15 protein-coding genes, 1 tRNA gene and 1 pseudogene are annotated in these 17,670 nt (G+C 40.4%); 7 read left to right on the top strand and 10 right to left on the bottom strand.

Features of this window, described 5'->3' with window-relative positions; all coding sequences use genetic code 11:
• Positions 1 to 110: 110 nt before the first annotated feature.
• Entirely contained in the window at positions 111 to 2,063 is a 1,953-nt protein-coding gene (locus tag BN162_RS12600; protein ID WP_020225476.1) for an FAD-dependent oxidoreductase, read from the bottom strand.
• Positions 2,064 to 2,349: 286 nt separating this feature from the next.
• On the opposite strand from BN162_RS12600, the gene BN162_RS12595 reads away from it, so the two are divergent.
• A tRNA-Leu gene (locus BN162_RS12595) sits at positions 2,350 to 2,434 on the top strand.
• 300 nt (positions 2,435 to 2,734) lie between these two features.
• The gene (locus BN162_RS12590; RefSeq protein WP_020225475.1) at positions 2,735 to 3,709 is read left to right on the top strand and encodes an alpha/beta hydrolase; all 975 of its coding nucleotides are present in this window, start codon (positions 2,735 to 2,737) and stop codon (positions 3,707 to 3,709) included.
• Between the two features lie 151 nt (positions 3,710 to 3,860).
• On the opposite strand, the gene BN162_RS12585 is transcribed toward BN162_RS12590, so the two are convergent.
• Positions 3,861 to 4,097, bottom strand: a complete 237-nt coding sequence (locus tag BN162_RS12585; RefSeq protein WP_020225474.1) for a helix-turn-helix domain-containing protein — start codon at positions 4,095 to 4,097, stop codon at positions 3,861 to 3,863.
• A gap of 128 nt (positions 4,098 to 4,225) precedes the next feature.
• Between BN162_RS12585 and BN162_RS12580 the strand changes: the two genes are divergently transcribed.
• The 4 genes from BN162_RS12580 (at position 4,226) to BN162_RS12565 (ending at position 7,084) form a co-directional block, all read left to right on the top strand.
• Positions 4,226 to 4,474: a helix-turn-helix domain-containing protein gene (locus tag BN162_RS12580; protein ID WP_020225473.1), complete on the top strand. Its 249-nt coding sequence runs from the start codon at positions 4,226 to 4,228 to the stop codon at positions 4,472 to 4,474.
• Between the two features lie 255 nt (positions 4,475 to 4,729).
• Complete coding sequence (locus BN162_RS12575; protein WP_020225472.1) at positions 4,730 to 5,956, top strand: helix-turn-helix domain-containing protein; 1,227 nt, start codon at positions 4,730 to 4,732, stop codon at positions 5,954 to 5,956.
• A gap of 465 nt (positions 5,957 to 6,421) precedes the next feature.
• Positions 6,422 to 6,724, top strand: coding sequence for a DUF6809 family protein (locus BN162_RS12570; protein ID WP_020225471.1), 303 nt, complete (start codon positions 6,422 to 6,424; stop codon positions 6,722 to 6,724).
• 72 nt (positions 6,725 to 6,796) lie between these two features.
• Positions 6,797 to 7,084 carry a hypothetical protein gene (locus tag BN162_RS12565; protein ID WP_020225470.1) on the top strand — a complete coding sequence of 96 codons (288 nt, stop codon included), beginning with the start codon at positions 6,797 to 6,799 and terminating at the stop codon, positions 7,082 to 7,084.
• 439 nt (positions 7,085 to 7,523) lie between these two features.
• Here the strand turns inward: BN162_RS12565 and BN162_RS12560 are convergent, their stop codons facing one another.
• Positions 7,524 to 8,945: a 6-phospho-beta-glucosidase gene (locus BN162_RS12560; protein ID WP_020225469.1), complete on the bottom strand. Its 1,422-nt coding sequence runs from the start codon at positions 8,943 to 8,945 to the stop codon at positions 7,524 to 7,526.
• Between the two features lie 329 nt (positions 8,946 to 9,274).
• A complete protein-coding gene (locus tag BN162_RS12555) occupies positions 9,275 to 10,036 on the bottom strand; it encodes a hypothetical protein (RefSeq protein WP_020225468.1) in 762 nt (253 codons plus the stop codon).
• Between the two features lie 773 nt (positions 10,037 to 10,809).
• On the opposite strand from BN162_RS12555, the gene BN162_RS12550 reads away from it, so the two are divergent.
• Positions 10,810 to 11,547: a hypothetical protein gene (locus BN162_RS12550; RefSeq protein ID WP_020225467.1), complete on the top strand. Its 738-nt coding sequence runs from the start codon at positions 10,810 to 10,812 to the stop codon at positions 11,545 to 11,547.
• Positions 11,548 to 11,552: 5 nt separating this feature from the next.
• Here the strand turns inward: BN162_RS12550 and BN162_RS12545 are convergent, their stop codons facing one another.
• The 6 genes and pseudogenes from BN162_RS12545 to BN162_RS12520 all read right to left on the bottom strand — a co-directional run bounded on the left by BN162_RS12545 (position 11,553) and on the right by BN162_RS12520 (position 17,542).
• Complete coding sequence (locus BN162_RS12545) at positions 11,553 to 12,011, bottom strand: hypothetical protein (RefSeq protein ID WP_020225466.1); 459 nt, start codon at positions 12,009 to 12,011, stop codon at positions 11,553 to 11,555.
• A gap of 829 nt (positions 12,012 to 12,840) precedes the next feature.
• Positions 12,841 to 13,530 (bottom strand): annotated as a pseudogene (locus BN162_RS19085) (IS66 family transposase).
• 76 nt (positions 13,531 to 13,606) lie between these two features.
• On the bottom strand, positions 13,607 to 14,401 hold the full coding sequence (locus BN162_RS12535; protein ID WP_020225463.1) for a BglG family transcription antiterminator: 795 nt from the start codon (positions 14,399 to 14,401) through the stop codon (positions 13,607 to 13,609).
• 234 nt (positions 14,402 to 14,635) lie between these two features.
• Positions 14,636 to 15,082 carry a zinc-ribbon domain-containing protein gene (locus tag BN162_RS12530; protein WP_020225462.1) on the bottom strand — a complete coding sequence of 149 codons (447 nt, stop codon included), beginning with the start codon at positions 15,080 to 15,082 and terminating at the stop codon, positions 14,636 to 14,638.
• A gap of 26 nt (positions 15,083 to 15,108) precedes the next feature.
• Positions 15,109 to 16,434: a replication-associated recombination protein A gene (locus tag BN162_RS12525; RefSeq protein WP_020225461.1), complete on the bottom strand. Its 1,326-nt coding sequence runs from the start codon at positions 16,432 to 16,434 to the stop codon at positions 15,109 to 15,111.
• Between the two features lie 79 nt (positions 16,435 to 16,513).
• Positions 16,514 to 17,542, bottom strand: a complete 1,029-nt coding sequence (locus tag BN162_RS12520) for a GGDEF domain-containing protein (protein ID WP_020225460.1) — start codon at positions 17,540 to 17,542, stop codon at positions 16,514 to 16,516.
• Positions 17,543 to 17,670 lie beyond the last annotated feature (128 nt).

Raw genomic sequence — 17,670 nt, 5'->3', positions numbered from 1 at the left:
ACGTTTCCGTAGACATGGAAAAAATACAAAAGAAGGCCGTTATGCTTTTTTGGCCTTCCCCTTCATTTTTTGCTTTATTTCTGCTTTTGAATCTGATGATAATTCCCGTTTTAATCGTTATTTGCAGCTTCAGCTCCGGCTACCCGACCCTGAACGACATTGGCCATAATCGCATCGCCGCTCATGCGGTTATTCCCGCTGAGTCCGCCGACAATTTCTCCCGCGGCAAACAAACCGGAAATCGGTTCATCCTGTTGGTTAAGAACCTGAGCTTTGGCATTGATCTTCAAGCCGCCCATCGTATGATGCACACTTGGAATGACCGGCGTTGCATAGAATGGGGCGGTAAGCAGCTTGTCCTCTTCGTTCAGGATCGTCCGGCCGAATTCCGGATCCTGCTTCTGATCAATAGCTGCATTAAACTGCTCAATCGTCTGGGTGAGAACTGCCGGATCGATCTGCAGCTGCTGCGCTAGCGCTTCAATTGTATCGGCTTTAAAGACATATCCCTGCGCAACGGCTTCTTCCAAATCCCGGCCGCCGCTGGTTTTGCCTTCGGTGATATTGCTGTTATGAGCATCCGCCAACAGGAAAGCCTTGTGATGGCTCTGACTGAGAATGGCTATGGATACGTCTGTTTCACTGCCGTATTCGTTAGTAAAGCGCTGTCCTTGTTCGTTGATCAGCAGGTTGGAGAACGCGGCGGCGATGCAGTCCGTTCCGCCTAAGTCATAATGTGTGATCTTGTTGACCTGAATTTTCTCCATGTCGATCAGCTGGGCCCCGGCAGCTTTGGCCATAACAAGACCATCGCCGGTATCCGTTGCTACATTCGTGGAATGCACCTGTTCGCCCAAATACGGATAAATCGTATTGTATTCTTCCCGCAGTTCAACGCCGGATGCAAATCCTCCGCTGGCTAAAACAACGCCGTTGTTGGCCGTAATCGTATAAGGCGTACCATCGCTTCCCAGCGCTTTAATTCCAACAACTCGGCCTTCATCCAGGATGAGTTCCGTTGCGGCGACATTGGTATAGATTGAGGTATCCGATCCGACGGCCTGAGCCTGCTGGGACAGAATGTCAATCATCTGTGTTGCCGGACGGCCGTATTCGCTGTCCGCAACCAGACGGCGGCAGCGTTCGATATCCGGTTCAATGACGGCATTATCGCCATTCTTACCGATGACTACCTTATCGCTCCAATGATAACCATGTTCCTCAAGCCAGGCATAGCCTTCGTCAGCATTCGCGCACGTCCACTCAATCAAATCCGGATCGCCGGTCATTCCGCCGTCCACATAGACACAGAGCATGTAATATTCTTCGCTGTCAAACATCGCTTCGCTGCCGCTGTTCAGATATTGCTGGTACTGTTCTTTTACCTGGTCCTGCCAGTTTTTCATCTGTTCGCAATTGGGTTCCATTGCCAGCAACCTAACTACTTGATCCCGCATCGTATCATTCATTTTTGAACGCTTTGCCAGTTCCGGATCGCCGGTGCTGTAAAAAGCGCCGGAGGTAATCGTCGTGCCTCCCAGATTGCCGGCCTTCTCGACAACAATGACCGAAGCCTTGTTTTCCGCGGCGCTTAAGGCAGCGGATAACCCGGCTCCGCCTCCGCCGACGACAACAACATCCGCATTTAACTGAATTTCATCCCGTGCCTCTGCCGTTGCCTTCGGCTTTGTCTGCAAGGCTTCCACATCGCCTCCCGCTTGTTTTAAACAGGCGGCAGCGGCTTCCAGAATTGCCTTGGAAGTATTGGTGGCGCCGGAAATGGTATCAATATTTAAGGATTGCTGGATAACAATGGCTTCCGGAATAGCCGTCAGCGCCGCATCCGCAATCCCCTCCGTTTCCGCATGTTCTTTGACTGTGACTGCTGTGATTGTCTGGGCATCCACCGTTACCTCGACGGTAACATCCCCATTGTTGCCCTTGGCTGAAGCGCTGTACGTTCCCGCCGTAAACGCTTTTTCTGACGAAGCTGCAGGTGATGAACAGGCCGTTAAACACAAAGCCATCATCAGGGTTAAGATTTTCTTTACTCCGTTCTTCATTGCTTTTTCCTCGCTTTCTAGTTTCATTAAAGACCCGACAGCCACTGTCGGGTCAAGTGCAAATATTCACAACAGCGAATATTTATTTCTGTTTTTGATCTTTTCTTCCATTTGGCTGCCAGGGTGTCCGCATGAATCTCTTATAGAGAAAAGAAGCTCCGATGATTGCGGATCGTTTGTGCTTTTGCAGGGAAATCAGGATTAAAATTAAAAAAAACACTTGCATAACAAATCGTTTTAGTGTAATATATAAAAGCAGTCGGCAAATCGGCTGTTTAATATACATGCGGTAGTGGCGAAATCGGCAGACGCGCACGTTTCAGGGGCGTGTGGGTAAAACCATGTGGGTTCAAGTCCCACCTACCGCACCATATTGATTCTTCAGCTGAACGCAGTGAGCGGGCAGCTTTTTTGTTTTTATCCGTCTTTACTCTCCTCCATCGGATAAGCCAACAGAGATCCGTCCGGACAGAGGAATCATTTGGATATCAATGTGTCGTTTTTTGATTTCTTCTGTCTTTCTTAAGGGATGTTATGCCTTTCCTTAATTTAAATACTGTTGTGTTCACTGTGAATACTCGCAATTTATTTTGACATACAAATTATTTTCTGCTATACTGTTTCCTCGTTCAGGTTCCTTGTGAACCAACCTGAAAAGAGGATGCATCATCATGAAGAAAAAAACAAAAATTTTAATATTCGTTCTCGTTCTGGCAGCCGCTGTTCTGACAGCCGGCAGCTTCGGAGCCGGCAATTATTTAGTGGACTATGCTCTCTATCGGACAGATCAGGCGCCGGAATCTGCCCATGACGGCAAAGCTCCGGTTGGGGAAACGTATGGAAACGAAGAAGCCAACAAAGCTCAGGAACAGGCCTTGACTGATGCTTGGCTGGAAACTGTCAGTATTGAAAAAACGGAGATTGTCAGTGAAGACGGACTGACTCTGCGTGCCCTGCAGTATACCGCGGATCCGTCCGCTCATCGTTATGCCCTGGTTATTCATGGCTACACATCCAACAAAGAAGCGATGCAGACTGAAGCCCGGCACTTTTCCGAACTGGGCTATACTGTGATCACGCCGGACAATCGTGCGCATGGTGAAAGCGGCGGTTCATATATCGGCATGGGCTGGCTCGACCGCAAGGATCTGCTGCTTTGGATCCAACAGATCGTGAATCAGGATTCTCAGGCTGAAATCATCTTATATGGAGTTTCCATGGGCGGTGCAACCGTCATGATGACGGCTGGTGAACAACTACCAGATAACGTCAAAGCTGTGATTGAAGACTGCGGCTACACCTCTGTCTACGATATGTTTAAAAATCAGTTAGACTATCGCTTCGGCCTTCCCGAATTTCCGTTTTTAGCCACTGCCGATGTCATGACCGGTATTCGCGCGGGTTATCATTTCAAGGAGGCCTCCGCTCTTGAGCAGCTGAAAAAAGCATCCGTTCCAATGATGTTTATCCACGGAAGCAACGATACCTATGTGCCGACAGACATGGTTTACCAGGTTTTTGAAGCTTGTCCAACTGAAAAAGAATTATTAGTCATTGAAGGTGCTGCCCATGCAGCCAGCGCGGATGTCGATCCTGAATTGTACTGGAATTCTGTTACCGCCTTTCTCAACCGTTTCCTTAATTAAATTGTCAGAATGACTTGCTTGCAGATCATTCAATGGTGAATAAAGAAAAGAAAGAAACCATATCTTCGCTGTATAGCTAAAGGCATGGTTTTTTTAATCTGGAAATTCCATCTCAATATTTCTTTTTATAGCTTTTTATATTCTATGGATCTTAATCATCATCGACATCATCAAAAATTTTCGAATCAAAAAATTCAATCATAGACATGTTCATGCCTTTGCATATTTTAAATAAGATTTTAATCTTTATATCATCATGAATCCCCTGCATAAACTGCCTAATCGTAGGGTCTGGAACACCTGCATTTTGAGCAAGAGCGTGCAGCGATATATTAAACTCCTCACAAATTTCTTTTATTCTATATCTAACGGCATCATTTATTTTCATATCACATTTCCCTACTTACCCTTTAAAGGCATTATATAATCCTCGGAAAATATAAATAGACTAGCATTTCTAAAAATTGACTTACTTCATTCGAACGAATATACTAGAATAAAAGTGAGGAGCTTATTATGCAAGCAATGAATGATAAACAAATAGATTCCCATCTTGAGGAGGAAGAATTAAAAATAAAATTGGAAAATTTGTTTAATCAAAGAAAAATGTCTTATGCAAAATTAGAGATCAAAACGGATTACTCTCAAGAAAAGCTAAGAAGCATCATAAAGGGCGAAGTCGATCCAGGAATTAATGAATTAAATACTATACTTAAAGCTCTAGGTTCTAGCTTGATTGAAATTTACAGAAAGAGGCCTCTTTAATTTTTTATTAGTTAGGCATGTAGACTGTATGACCGTACATCATAACAGGATTTAACGGAGTCCCTGTTAAGAAAATTGCGGTTAAAACAATCAAAAATGTTTTTCTCATCTGTACCTCCTTTTTAACAAGCGCTTGTATGATTTGATTATATTAACGTATTCTCTAATTAACAATGACTTATAGTTGCACAAAATAGGTGCCAGAGAATAGTTTTAAGCTAAGGATGTAAGAACAAATTTCAAAAGAGGTAATATATGAATAATAAAGAACTTATCGGCTTGATCATTAGAAACAAAAGGAATGACCTTGATTTAAAGTCTTTGTATGTAGCCAAAAAAGCCAATATATCTGCACCCTATTTTAGTCATATAGAAAATGGACATGTTCATGCCGATCCCTTAGTTTTATCTGCAATATACGATATATTGCAGATCGAGTTTAATAATGACGAAAAATGGCTGAACAAGAAAATCAAAGAAATCAAAATGTTGCACCAATCTATTTATGATTACGACATAGAACATAGGAATAAACTATATGAGAAGATGATCCACGATGAGGAAAAATTGGTTAGTTCTATCTTAATCCTCGATTATTTAATTGCGAAATTAGCCTATAATTCCACAAGTTATAAAAGCGACGAATGCAAAAAAATTATAAATTTTTTAGATTGTGTCCAAGATAGAATGACGGCAGAACAGCAAAACTTCTATATTTATTATGTTGCGGTTTATTATAAAAATGAAAATCAACTCACTAAATCCAAAATTATGTTATATGATTTGTTACAAAAAGGATCGCAAGAAACAATAATTCCAATGATATATTATCAGCTAGGACAAATTGAAACACGATTAAATAACTTAAGCCAGAGTTATTTCTGCAATAAGCAAGCCTTAACTCTATTTGAAAATACCGGAAATATTCGCAGGATATTTCAAGTATTATCCGCTATGGCCTCGATCCAGACGTATGAGAAAAATTATAAAGAAGCGGATAAAAAGTTTCAAGAAGTTATCAAAATGACAAAGATATTAGCTGTTTCTAGTCTTGAAAAAAACATCATATATTGCAACGCTAGTTGGAATGCGATTTGTTCCAAAGATTATAGAAAAGCATTAAAATATTTAGAGCATGTTACAGAACTGAACAATAACCCATCAGAATATTATTTTAACAAAGCATGGAGTTTATATCATCTTAAAAGAAATCAAGAATTAGATGAATTCTTAAAAGATGTATCTAAACAACAGGTTAATGATAAGTATATATGGGATTGCCTGACCTTTGTCAAACTATCAAATTCTAAAGGGAACAACAAAGTTATTGAAGATCACCTGCTTCAGATGGAAAACTATATTAGTGTAGAAGGGGATTACGAAGCAAAGGCCTTTCTTTATACGCAGCTAATTAGTTTTTATAAAAGAACTCGCCAGTATAAAAAAGCCTTACACTTTGCAGAAAATTATATTAACAGCTAATCAGTATTCTTTCTGTTGAATCGGGCAATGATTTTTCAACAATGTATTAATCTTCATTCGATCATTTTTGAATTTAGTTATAGCAGTCTATGGATAAGCAAGATTACTGTCCAATGAGAAATTTTGACTGGGGGGGAATCAAAAAAAACAATCATAACCCCGATGATGTCCTAAATCATAACTCCCCGGGCATTCATTTACTTTCTTATTTAATCATGAAGTTAAGAAATCTCTGATAAAATTTAAGTCATCCGTCCCGCTTTCCATCATGTTCTCCCTTGGACTCTAAGCAATTTCTTTACACAAACAGACTTTTTAAAAATCGCGTTTTTCTGTTATGAATATAACCTGTTTAAACTAGCTTGCAATACCGAGCGAGCCTTTATCTCGGACTTTAAAATTATAAATAACATGATCATTCTATGTGAATAACAAAAAAGCTTATATATTAGGAGGGATAATGCAATGGAAATAAAAGAATTATTTGCACAGATCACAGAAAGCAATAAAAAAACTGGAAACGAAAATGGAAAGTGTATGAAAAATATATTTGATCTTCTTTATTATGGAGACCTACGCCCATCCGAGGCTATGCCCAAGTCAACAGAATATAATGAAGCCGTAACGGAAACGTCTAAACTCAGTGAAGAAATTGTTGATTATTTACAAAAAGTAATGCAAGATCAAGAAGCTTTAGATTTATTCCGCAACTATGAAGCGGCAGAATCCAATGTTACAGACTTAGAAAAAAATATGTATTCGAGCTAGGTTTTATGTTAGCCTATAAAATTCATCATCAGATGGCACTAGATGAATTCGGAACTCAGGAAGAAATATAATATGGAAAAAGAACTCATAAGAGAACTTTATCTTGGAAATTTTAGGCCCTTTCATACAGCCCAATCCCAGACAAAACAAATCTGTAGAATAAAAGAAGAACTGGAAGAAATAATGAACGAAATTAAGCACACTAAGGACAATGTGGAAATAGAAAATTTATTGTTCAAACTAGATGAATGCATAAATAAACTGGTCGATGAAAATGGGCTTTTCTATTTTAAAGCAGGAATTAAATTTGCAACTGATTTTTATACAGAGATTAACGATGATGCATTATATAATATTTAATCGTTGAACAAGTCGTTAGGAAGTGAAGAATGCCTCTTCTCCTTAGCTGAGTGCCTTCCATACTTGCCTACAGTCCCAAATATCGTTTTTAAGACTTGGCACATCCAACACCAATAACTTGACTATTGATCTTGAGATAGGATTTTGGTTTTCCCTTTGACTCGCAGGTGTTCCCTCAACATATTTCAATTAGAGTTGCACAAACTGTTTATAAGAACTATCGATAAATAATAATAATTTAATAAGAAATTTCAACGCATTTCAAAAGCGAAGAATAAATGCATTAATAAAAACTAATATACAAAAGATGAATAATACAAAAAGTCGTTTCACTGAAATTGTTAATAACGAAATAAAACATAAAGAAAAGAAAAAACCATGTCTTCGCTGTGAAGCTGAATGCTCCCCTTTGAAGGCATGGTTTTTTTTATCTGAAAATTCAGTCTAAGTCTTCGCCGTTGGAGGCGATGACCTTCTTATACCAGGCAAAAGATTTCTTTTTGAACCGCTGTAAGGTTCCCTGACCAAAATCATCACGGTCAACATAAATAAATCCATAACGTTTCGACATCTCACCCGTTCCGGCAGATACCAGATCAATCGGACCCCAGGTCGTATAGCCCAATAAGTCAATCCCATCCTGCTCGACCGCTTCCTTCATCGCCTGAATATGCGCGCGCAGATATTCAATCCGATAGTCATCCTGAATCTCACCGTTTTCATCCGGAACATCCACAGCTCCCAATCCGTTTTCCACAATGAACAGCGGTTTCTGATAGCGGTCATATAGCTCGTTCATGGTGATCCGCAAACCCAGCGGATCGATCTGCCAGCCCCATTGCGAGACTTCCAGATAGGGGTTTTTAACTCCTTTCATCATATTGCCTTCCCCTTGGAGCTGCGGATCACTGCTGGCAACACGGGAAGAATAGTAGCTGAAGGAAATGAAATCGACCGTATTTTCTTTCAGCAGTTTCTTCTCTTCCTCACTCATCGGCAATTCAAAATGATGCCGTTCAAATTCTTTTAAAGCGTAAGCAGGATAGGCTCCGCGGCTCTGAACATCAATGAAGAAATAGTTTTTATGATTTTCCTGCTGTGCGGCGAACACATCTTCCGGCTTACAGGAATAGGGATAATAACTGCCTGTCGCCAACATGCAGCCCAGCTTGTTTTCCGGATCAATTTCATGTCCGATCTTCACAGCCCAGGCACTCGCGACCAGTTCATGATGCGCCGCGGTATAGAGCGTTTTAAAGCGATCCTCATCGAATTCAAAACAGATGCCGGCACCCATAAACGAACCGTGAAGCAGCACGTTAATCTCGTTAAATGTCAGCCAGTAATGAACCAACCCTTTATACCGCGTAAATAACGTGGTGACCAAGCGCTTGTAAAAGGTCACCAGCTTGGGATTCCGCCATCCGCCGTAAGCCTTAATCAAATGCATTGGACAATCAAAGTGGGTAATTGTGACTAACGGTTCAATGCCATAACGGTGACATTCGCGGAAAACTTCCTCATAGAAACGCAGGCCTTCTTCATTGGGCTGTTCTTCATCTCCCTGCGGATAAATCCGGCTCCAGGCGATGCTCATGCGGTAGGTCTTAAATCCCATCTCGCCAAACAGGCGGATATCTTCTTTGTAATGATGATAAAAGTCAATGGCTTGTTTAGCCGGATAATAATAGCCTTCTTCAAAATCCAGCATGCGGCGGTTGCCGGAAACGACAGCCCAGCGTTCACTGCCATGGGGAATGACATCAACGTTGGCCAGTCCGCGCCCACCTTCATTATAAGCCCCTTCGCATTGGTTCGCCGCCGTTGCACCGCCCCATAAAAAATCCTTTCTTAGTGGCATGTTTTTCCTCCTTCATCCTGCCTGCCGCAGGATCATTTCTGCTTTCATTATAAGAAGATCAGAATCTTTTTTCCATGTTCTTTTTTATAGTTTTTTTATAAAAAAACACCATCCAATTGGAGAACTTGAATCGTTCATTAGCCATTCATGGCATCTCCTATGGTAAAATGATGAAGCTTAGTAAGCTCAATTTTATCAGGATTTTTTTATTTTCCTCACCCTACAGCTTGTTATAGGTATCAATAACATTAATGATTGACAGGTACCCTGCACAATTTTAAAGAGTCAAGATATGATTAAATGATTATTTTACAAGAATAAACTTTTTATTAAGGCTTCTTCCAAATGCTTTCATAAAAATCACTATTCTCATCCTCGAATAATCCTTTAACAAAATCTGTATACCTATATTCTTCTAATTTGTCAGTTGTGGCAGCTGATAAAGAAAAATAACAGTGTGGTAATTCACCGAACATTTCTTTTATTTCCAAAAACAAAGAATTATATAGTTCTTCCGTATTTATAGTTGGAGCCAAAGTTTTTTTATCAATTAAAAGAGAAATAAAAACAGCGAAATTATTTTCACTTAAAACTGAATTCATAATGGACTTTTCATTATTATCAACAATTTCTGATTCAAGAGTTGCGGAATGACTAAAAATAATATGAAACTTATATTGAGTCTCATCACCAATAGTCGATGAGAAAATAGGGTCTAGTTTATTATGAAAAAAAGAAGAATAAGTTAATGAATTAAGTATGCCATATAAGTTGTATCGATCGCTATTCGTCATTTCTTCATCCATGAACTGATCCAATCTTGATTTAGGAATCACAATTGCAGCATAAGCTTGATTCTCAGGATAGAGAATGAGATCATAATCCCAGTCCTCAAAATAGAGATCCTTGCGTAAATTTAGTAAATAGCTCTTATATTCATCCATTTCATGTTTAGGTTTAGCTCTGTTAAGTCCTTCTCCATATTGACGAGGTAAACTAAATTCTTCTTTAATTCTATATATACCTAAGAGAACGATGATCAAAGCAAGCGGGAAATAGATAAGTACTTTTAAATGAGAGCCTTTTTTCACAACATCCACTCCTTATTACTGTTTATATAATAAACTGTTTTTATAAGTTAATCAAATGTAGGTACAAGCTTTAATGTTTAGTGAATAGAAAAGCTACAGTCAAAATTATTTTTATTCCAATAAATTTGACTGCAGCCTATTTTTTAATCAATATAAATCAGATTTGGAAATAATGCCAATTATTCAAATCAACTTGAACATATCCGCTGGTTTTATTGTACGATGCTTTAACCCACTGATAACCATCCGATTGAAAGCCAGGGATTAATTCTTCTACCTTCATTTTTGCCCCCGCGGGAACAAAAGTTGGTGTACCTGATGGAATAGAAGTTCTGATATTAGCACCTTTAGCCGAAGCAACTAAGTATAATGGCTTTGGATGATATTTCCTCCGATGTTTGGATCCATAACAGATGTATCTGTTAAAACTACTGTATAATATCCTTTTGTGTCAAGCTGAAAAAAACCATTTATGCCAATTAAATTAGTGTCTTTATTTATTTCATATGATTATTTTGATAAGAGTCAAGATCACTTTTAGACTCATTATTGTCTAGATCTAGAAAAGTAGATGATATCAATTATTCAAAACGATTTAGATTAATTTTCAGAAAAGTAATTATTATTAGCTTAAGATAATTTAATCTCATCCTCAGTGGTATTAAAAAACAAAGCATGTATAAAACAAGCTTGCAAAATAATAATCTATTGCAAATTATAAATATACTGTATAATTTGCATAGAAACATATAAATATTACTATTGGAGGAAATATGAAATTAATCATTGCTTTCATTTTAATTTTATGCACGAGTTGTTCTAATAACACGAAGGTTGATTCTGATCAACAAAGTGAAAAACCAGATAGCACACCCAATTCAGGACTGATTGATAAGCAAAATGAAGAGAATGACAATTCAACTAAGGTAGATGAAATTCAATTTAACTATAAGGTAGAAATTGATCCAATAGAATTTAGACAAACACATTCAGAGATTATCATTGAAGAAGTACAAAAGAATGTGTTTAAGGGGCAATATGATTATATCGATTCTTACTATGTAAACTTGAATACATATAGCGAAATTAGATTGGTTGAAGATGGAGACAAAAATTACTATAGTGAAATTTTAAACTTTAAAGACGCCTCTCTTACTATTGGAAATTGTGTATACAGCTTTAAAGACGGACTTAATCACCACAGTGATTGTGAAAAATTTTGGAGTTTCGAGAATGATGAAATTGCTTATATCTCAACACGTAGTAGATTCGATGAATTCTTGCGAAGTTATAATCAAGAATATTTTGAGAATTCATTAAAATATTTTAGAAGCGATAATTCTTCTAAAGCAAATACTTATCATGAGATATTCACTCAAGAGGTGATTGAGAATTGCCTTAATGCTTTAGTTGAATATGTTGACCAAAATTATGATCTAGATCCAAGTATCCAAAACGATAGTCTTTCAGAAGAGTTAATCCAAGAAAGTATAGCTAAGTTTTCAAAGTAATAGAATTAATATTCTTTGATATTATTGCTCTTACATAAATTATCATATAAACAAGGATCGCCAGACTTCAGTGTGCTATATTCATCTATAATAGTATGATCAACGTATTCTAATAGGCATTTTTCTATATCGTTGATATAGAAAAAGTTACGCTGCATAAAAAATTCTACATAATCATCATTTGTCACTTTCATTTTTAGCTTATTTAAACTAAAGTTATCGTGAGCATTATTTAAATAAATTGCAAAAATATTATGACAATTCAAATTTACCATAGGTTTATTGCTATATTTGACGTTCAGTTTTGGATATGATGTGCATCCATAATTATATAGATATACAAATATACCATCAGTACAAACTTTAATATGAATATTTTGGTTTGTATTTTCTAACTTTAGTGGTAGAAAAAAGAAACAGAGCAATAACAAAGCAAATAAAATTCTTTTTTTTAACTTGGTCATAGAGCTTTTTCCTTATACAGTCTTTATTAATTTATTTTAGCATCTAGCAATAAGAAATACTATATTTAGTTAGATATATTATTTCATAGATAATCACTTTAATTATTAATGATTATTATCAAAGATTCTATTAAAAATTATATTCAGAAGTCTATAATTATACCTTTAAGTCTAAAAATATTTTTTAATTTATTAAATGCGGACTTGCTTTCAATCATGAATTGTATGAAGTTAGAGCCTAGCTTATTTTTTGAAATTTTTAATTAGAATAACTTTATTTAATGAAAAGGTACCTGAATAAATACAATCTAAAAAATTAGCTCTACGAGAATCAAAAAAATCACATTAAACAGTAGAATATCATCGAGAAGAAAGGTATTCTACTATGAAGCTAAAGCGAACTAGTAGAGGACATCTCTAAATTTACATCGTATCAAAAAGATAAACTTACTAGATTTGTCATTGATTCCCTGAATATTAACGAATAGGACTTAAACAAGAAATCAAAAACGTGTCTCTGTTCCTGCAAAGAGAGCAGAATGATCAAAAGAGGATTTAAGAATAGAAAGCAGCGGGTCCAGTGTAAGGATTGCCGACATATCTTTACCTATGATTCCCATATTTCTAAAATCGAAAGAAGCTTGTTTAAGATACAATAGACGAATATTCTATGAACAGGTTTGTTTCGTCTCGACAACTAACAGAAATAGAAAAGAGATATCCACCACCAATAGTATACTCGAATCCTTCACAAGAATAATAACCCTAAAATCAACAATTTATTCGGGTGGTTACTATTCACCGAGGAGCGAGGAAAAAGAAAACCGGATCAGCTTAAAACTGCCGGTTGATTCTGAGGCCATCCTGAATCTAGGATATTCTCAAGGGCCTCTAAGGTATTCAGCTTTTGCTTCTTTGCCGTTTGAAGCACGCTAAGCATCGCCATTTTATGCTTCCCGGTTTCCAATGTTGCACATTGACCCGAGACCTTTTTGTAGAGTTTACAGACTCTTGCTTGTCTTTCTGCTTCGTTATTATCAAAAGGGACACTAAAATCTCGAAGAAATAAAAGATGTTCCTTCTTGTATTCCTTCATCCGTTTCAAGGTTTTTATCGCTTCTGGAATATGGATCGACTTCATAAAGGGGTGTTTCTCATTGTATTCCCTGATGACTCGTTCCGCGATCTCCAAGTACTTTTGTTCAATCGTTTTGTATTCTGCTTCCTCCATTTGTTAGATTCCCTGTTCCTGGAGTTCATGCTTCCTATGCAGGGCTGTTTGAAGCAGTGTGATCATCTCCTGACATTCTTGGACATCATCAAAATCAACCTCGCCTTTCAAGGATCTTAAGATATGTTCGTTGCACTCAGCGTGAATGCAGTTCTTAAGATCATAATAGGCTTTATAATGATCATGAACTAAGACATTCTCAAACAGTTCAAGGATCTTAAGCGGCCCGTTCTCTACGTCTTTCCTCTTTTTTGTCATGAGGAAATACGCATAGCCTTTTGTACTCAATACATGGATCTAGGCAGGATTCCCGTTTATTTTATATCCTGTTTCATCCACATGGACTACCCATGATCTTAAAATCTCACCGAGGATCCAGCTTCCGCAAAGCCTCCTCTTTATGAATAAAAGTTTGAATTTCTTGAGGTAAGCCCAGCGCCTTTGCGCAATGTCCCTTCTGAACCCGCTTATTGGCTGCGATCAGATAATAACGCAGTTTTTTCCGGTCAAGCTGCTGCATATCCGCACCTGCTTCCTGAAGCGTACGGGCGATCAGCCTCAGCAGGTGAATATAGTTTTCATGGCTAAAGCATTCCGTCCAGGGCTCCCCTTGGCGCAGAACACCGATTTTAAACCAGTTGTAAACCGCCGCCAGACATCTACGCTGCTGCAGCTCCTGAGCTTGAAGGCGAATTCCATGATGGGGAATATTCTCAATCTGGATATTGTAGCTGCTGATGAATTCACGGGCTAGTTTTAACGGCGCGCGGATAATGCTGCGGGAATATCCCAATCGCTCCGCAATCGTATCAATCTGAATAAAACCTTCAGTTCCCAGAAGCATCTCGCAGATTTCAAATTGCAGCAGCATTTTGTCATGGAAATCACCGCGAAAATTATACTGTTCATAAAATCCGCACAAGCTCCGATACGTATCATTAAACAATGCGGCATCGACAATCGAAAAGGTAATCTGATCGCGGTCCGCCTGAATTTTCAAGCCATAGTTTGACTGCAGGACTTCAATCTTTTCCAGATCCTGCGCAAATTCGTACTGACTGAGTGAAAAGTGATGAATAAACTCAGCGGGCCTTACTCGTTTATTGGAAATCAGATATCCGATTTCCTGATAAATCCGCAATGAATATAAATTTGTCATCCTGCTCCCCCTTACAGCTTGAAATCGCATCTCCACTGTTCCAAGAATTCCACTGGGGGGATACTGACTTGCACCGCTTTCTTTTATCATACCAAAATTATTACAAAATGGACAATCAGGGACTGATCTAACTTTTGATTTAAATTGGAAAAAGCGATTTTCAGAAAAAAAGCCGCACTTCCAAAAGACGAAAGACGGCATTAACTTCATTCAAACTTGAATTGGAATATACGATTAATAAAACTGCCGGAACTGACTTTCCCGCTGTGTAGCTTGTCTTAACGCCTTGACGATTTCCTCAAAGGAGCGGTCATCGACATGAAAATCAAAGCGCAGACGAACTCGCTCGCGCAGCGTTTCGTCGTCCAGTCCGCCGCCTGCCTGAAGCTGAACGCCGATGTACTCGATCACTTCATTCATCTGCTTTTCGCTTGGCATCCACTGAGCCTGCTTCAGACAAAAATCCTTTTCCGTATCTTCGATTTCAAAACCCGCCTTGCAGCGCGAACAGGCAATTCCCCAATGCTTGCCCCAGCGCACAACCGGGACAAAAAACAGTGAAACCTGCTGTGCTTGTTCCATCAGGTAAAAATGACTTAATTTGCCGCAGTGCGGACAAATCCGTACTCCCAGATAAGCTTTTTTACGATGCCCAGAACCGGCGCCGATCATGATGAACATAGCGTTCCTCCTCGTTTGCTGTTTTTTTATTTCTTACGGTGCTGCTTCTGCCACGCTTCGATCTGTTCCATGCGCTCCACAATCCGGCTTTCCCGTCCCTGCCGGGTCGGCACGTAGTATTTCCGATTCGCCAGCGCATCCGGAAGGCATTGCAAGGTTGTCAGTTTTTCTTCTGTATCGTGGGCATATTGATATCCTTCGCCATAATGCAGCTCCTTCATCAACGACGTCGGGGCGTTGCGGATCGCCAGCGGCACCGGCTCCGCCAAATGTTCCAGCGCGTCCTTTTTGGCCGCTTCATACGCCATATACAAAGCATTGGACTTGGGGGAAAGCGCCATATACACCACCGCCTGCGTCAGATTGACGCTGCACTCCGGCATGCCGTTAAAATGACAGGCCTGATAAGCCGCGACTGCAACCTCCATCGCCCGGCTGTCCGCCATTCCAATATCCTCGCTGGCAAACCGCACAACCCGGCGCGCTACATACAGCGGATCCTCGCCCGCTTCCAGCATCCGTGCCAGCCAGTAGATGGAAGCCTGAACATCGCTGTTGCGCATCGACTTATGCAGCGCGGAGATCAAATTGTAATGTTCCTCGCCCTTTTTGTCATATAACAAGGATTTGCGGTTGATGCACTGTTCCAGATGTTCCTTTGTTACATGAATTTCCTCACCGTTCTTCTCGCCGTTGAGCACGACCATTTCCAGCGTATTCAGCGCCGTTCGGGCATCGCCGTTGGCAAAGTTGGCGATCATCCACAACAGATCATCGTTGAGATCGACCTGATAATTGCCAAAACCCCGCGGATCCTTTAATGCCCGGCTCAGCAGTTCCATTAAGTCTTCGGTAGATAAAGCCTGCAGTACAAAGACCTTACAGCGTGAAAGCAGCGCCGCGTTGATCTCAAAGGATGGATTTTCCGTCGTCGCGCCGATCAGAATAATGCTGCCCTTTTCCACAAACGGCAGAAACGCATCCTGCTGAGCCTTGTTAAAGCGATGGATTTCATCAACGAACAGAATTGTCTTCTCGCCCATCTGGCGGTTCAGTTCCGCTTTATTCATGACCTCTTTGATTTCTTTGATCCCGCTGGTCACCGCGCTGAAATCCACGAAATGCGACTGCGTGCGTTCGGCGATGATGCGGGCCAAGGTTGTCTTGCCGACCCCCGGCGGGCCCCAGAAGATCATCGAGGACACCTGATCCTGTTCGATCAGCTGCCGCAGAATTTTCCCTTCGCCCAACAGATGTTTTTGTCCGGCCACTTCTTCCAGCATCTTCGGCCGCAGCCGGCTGGCCAGGGGACTGTTCAGATCGCGATCGTCAAACAAGGATTTCTGTTCCATGATCATCGCCTCCTGTGCTTATTATACAACATTTTTATCCATTTCATCGCTTCAGTTTGAATTTTATTCAACTTCACCTTTATTCCGCAACAATCTGATCTTTCCCCTGCCGTTTGCCACGATACATTCGTTCATCTGCCAGTTTGACCAGATTCTCAATGTTCTTATCCAACAAACCGCAGGTTAAACCAAATGTCATCGTAATGCGGATCGGATAGCCGTCATAGGAAAACGGATAGCCGCGGATTTTCTGAGCGATGACCTGAAGCTTTTGCTGAGCCTGCGTCAAATTGTCATCCGCGAACACAAGCAAAAATTCTTCTCCGCCCCAGCGGCAGACCCGCGTTTCTTCACTTTCCTGCATGAGCCGGGTGGCCGTAGCCAGCACATAATCCCCGCAGATATGCCCATACGTATCGTTGACCTGTTTAAAATCATCCAAGTCCCCTAAAGCAACACAGATCGCGCTTCCCTTGAGCGGGGCTAACTGATCGTTCAGCCCGTAACGGCTGAGCGCACCGGTTAAACCGTCTATGGAAGCGGCTTCCTGCAGTTCTTCATTGCGACGCTGCAGCCGCCCCTGAATCAAGGATGAGGAAACGTTGAAGATCGCTGAAGAAATCAAAATGATCAGAAAACTAGCCAAGGAATTGAACAGATAGATACTGTTGATCACCACGGCAGGAAGCTCCACGCTGGCCTCAATCCAGCTGCCGCCTAATTTCAAACTGAAAAACAAAACGATCTCCAATATCGAAAACAGATAAGGAACCGCACTGCGGCGGTATGGCCGGATATACACCAGAGAAGCCATGGCGATCAAATACATCGGCATTCCTGCTTCCCAGCCCAGCATTACTGTGCTTACTGTTACAAACACTCCGACTTCCAGATGAATCAATGTGACCGCCAGCCGATAGCGGCTATAACAGACCAGCAGCGACATGATCATATAAAAGACGGTGCTGAAAACATTATAATATACTAACGGCGTGACCTGCAGCCAGCCGCTCAGGGCAATATAAAGCATATGCACAAGCATGCCGAGAACGATAATCTGCTGATAGACGCGGCCGACGGTACTTGGATTATCTATATTTCCATTCACGGCTTATGCCCCCTTCCTGCCTCTCAGACTGAGCTTGAGCTGATAGGCCTTCAGCTGCAGCGATCCGCATTCTGCCCAACGGCAACGTTGTTTCATCCGATCTATCCCCATGACAGCCGTTTGCCGCC

The organism is Holdemania massiliensis AP2 (assembly GCF_000327285.1).
Lineage (GTDB): Bacteria > Bacillota_I > Bacilli_A > Erysipelotrichales > Erysipelotrichaceae > Holdemania > Holdemania massiliensis.
The sequence above is the reverse complement of the archived record's forward strand: the minus strand, read 5'-3'. Positions and strand labels throughout refer to the sequence as shown.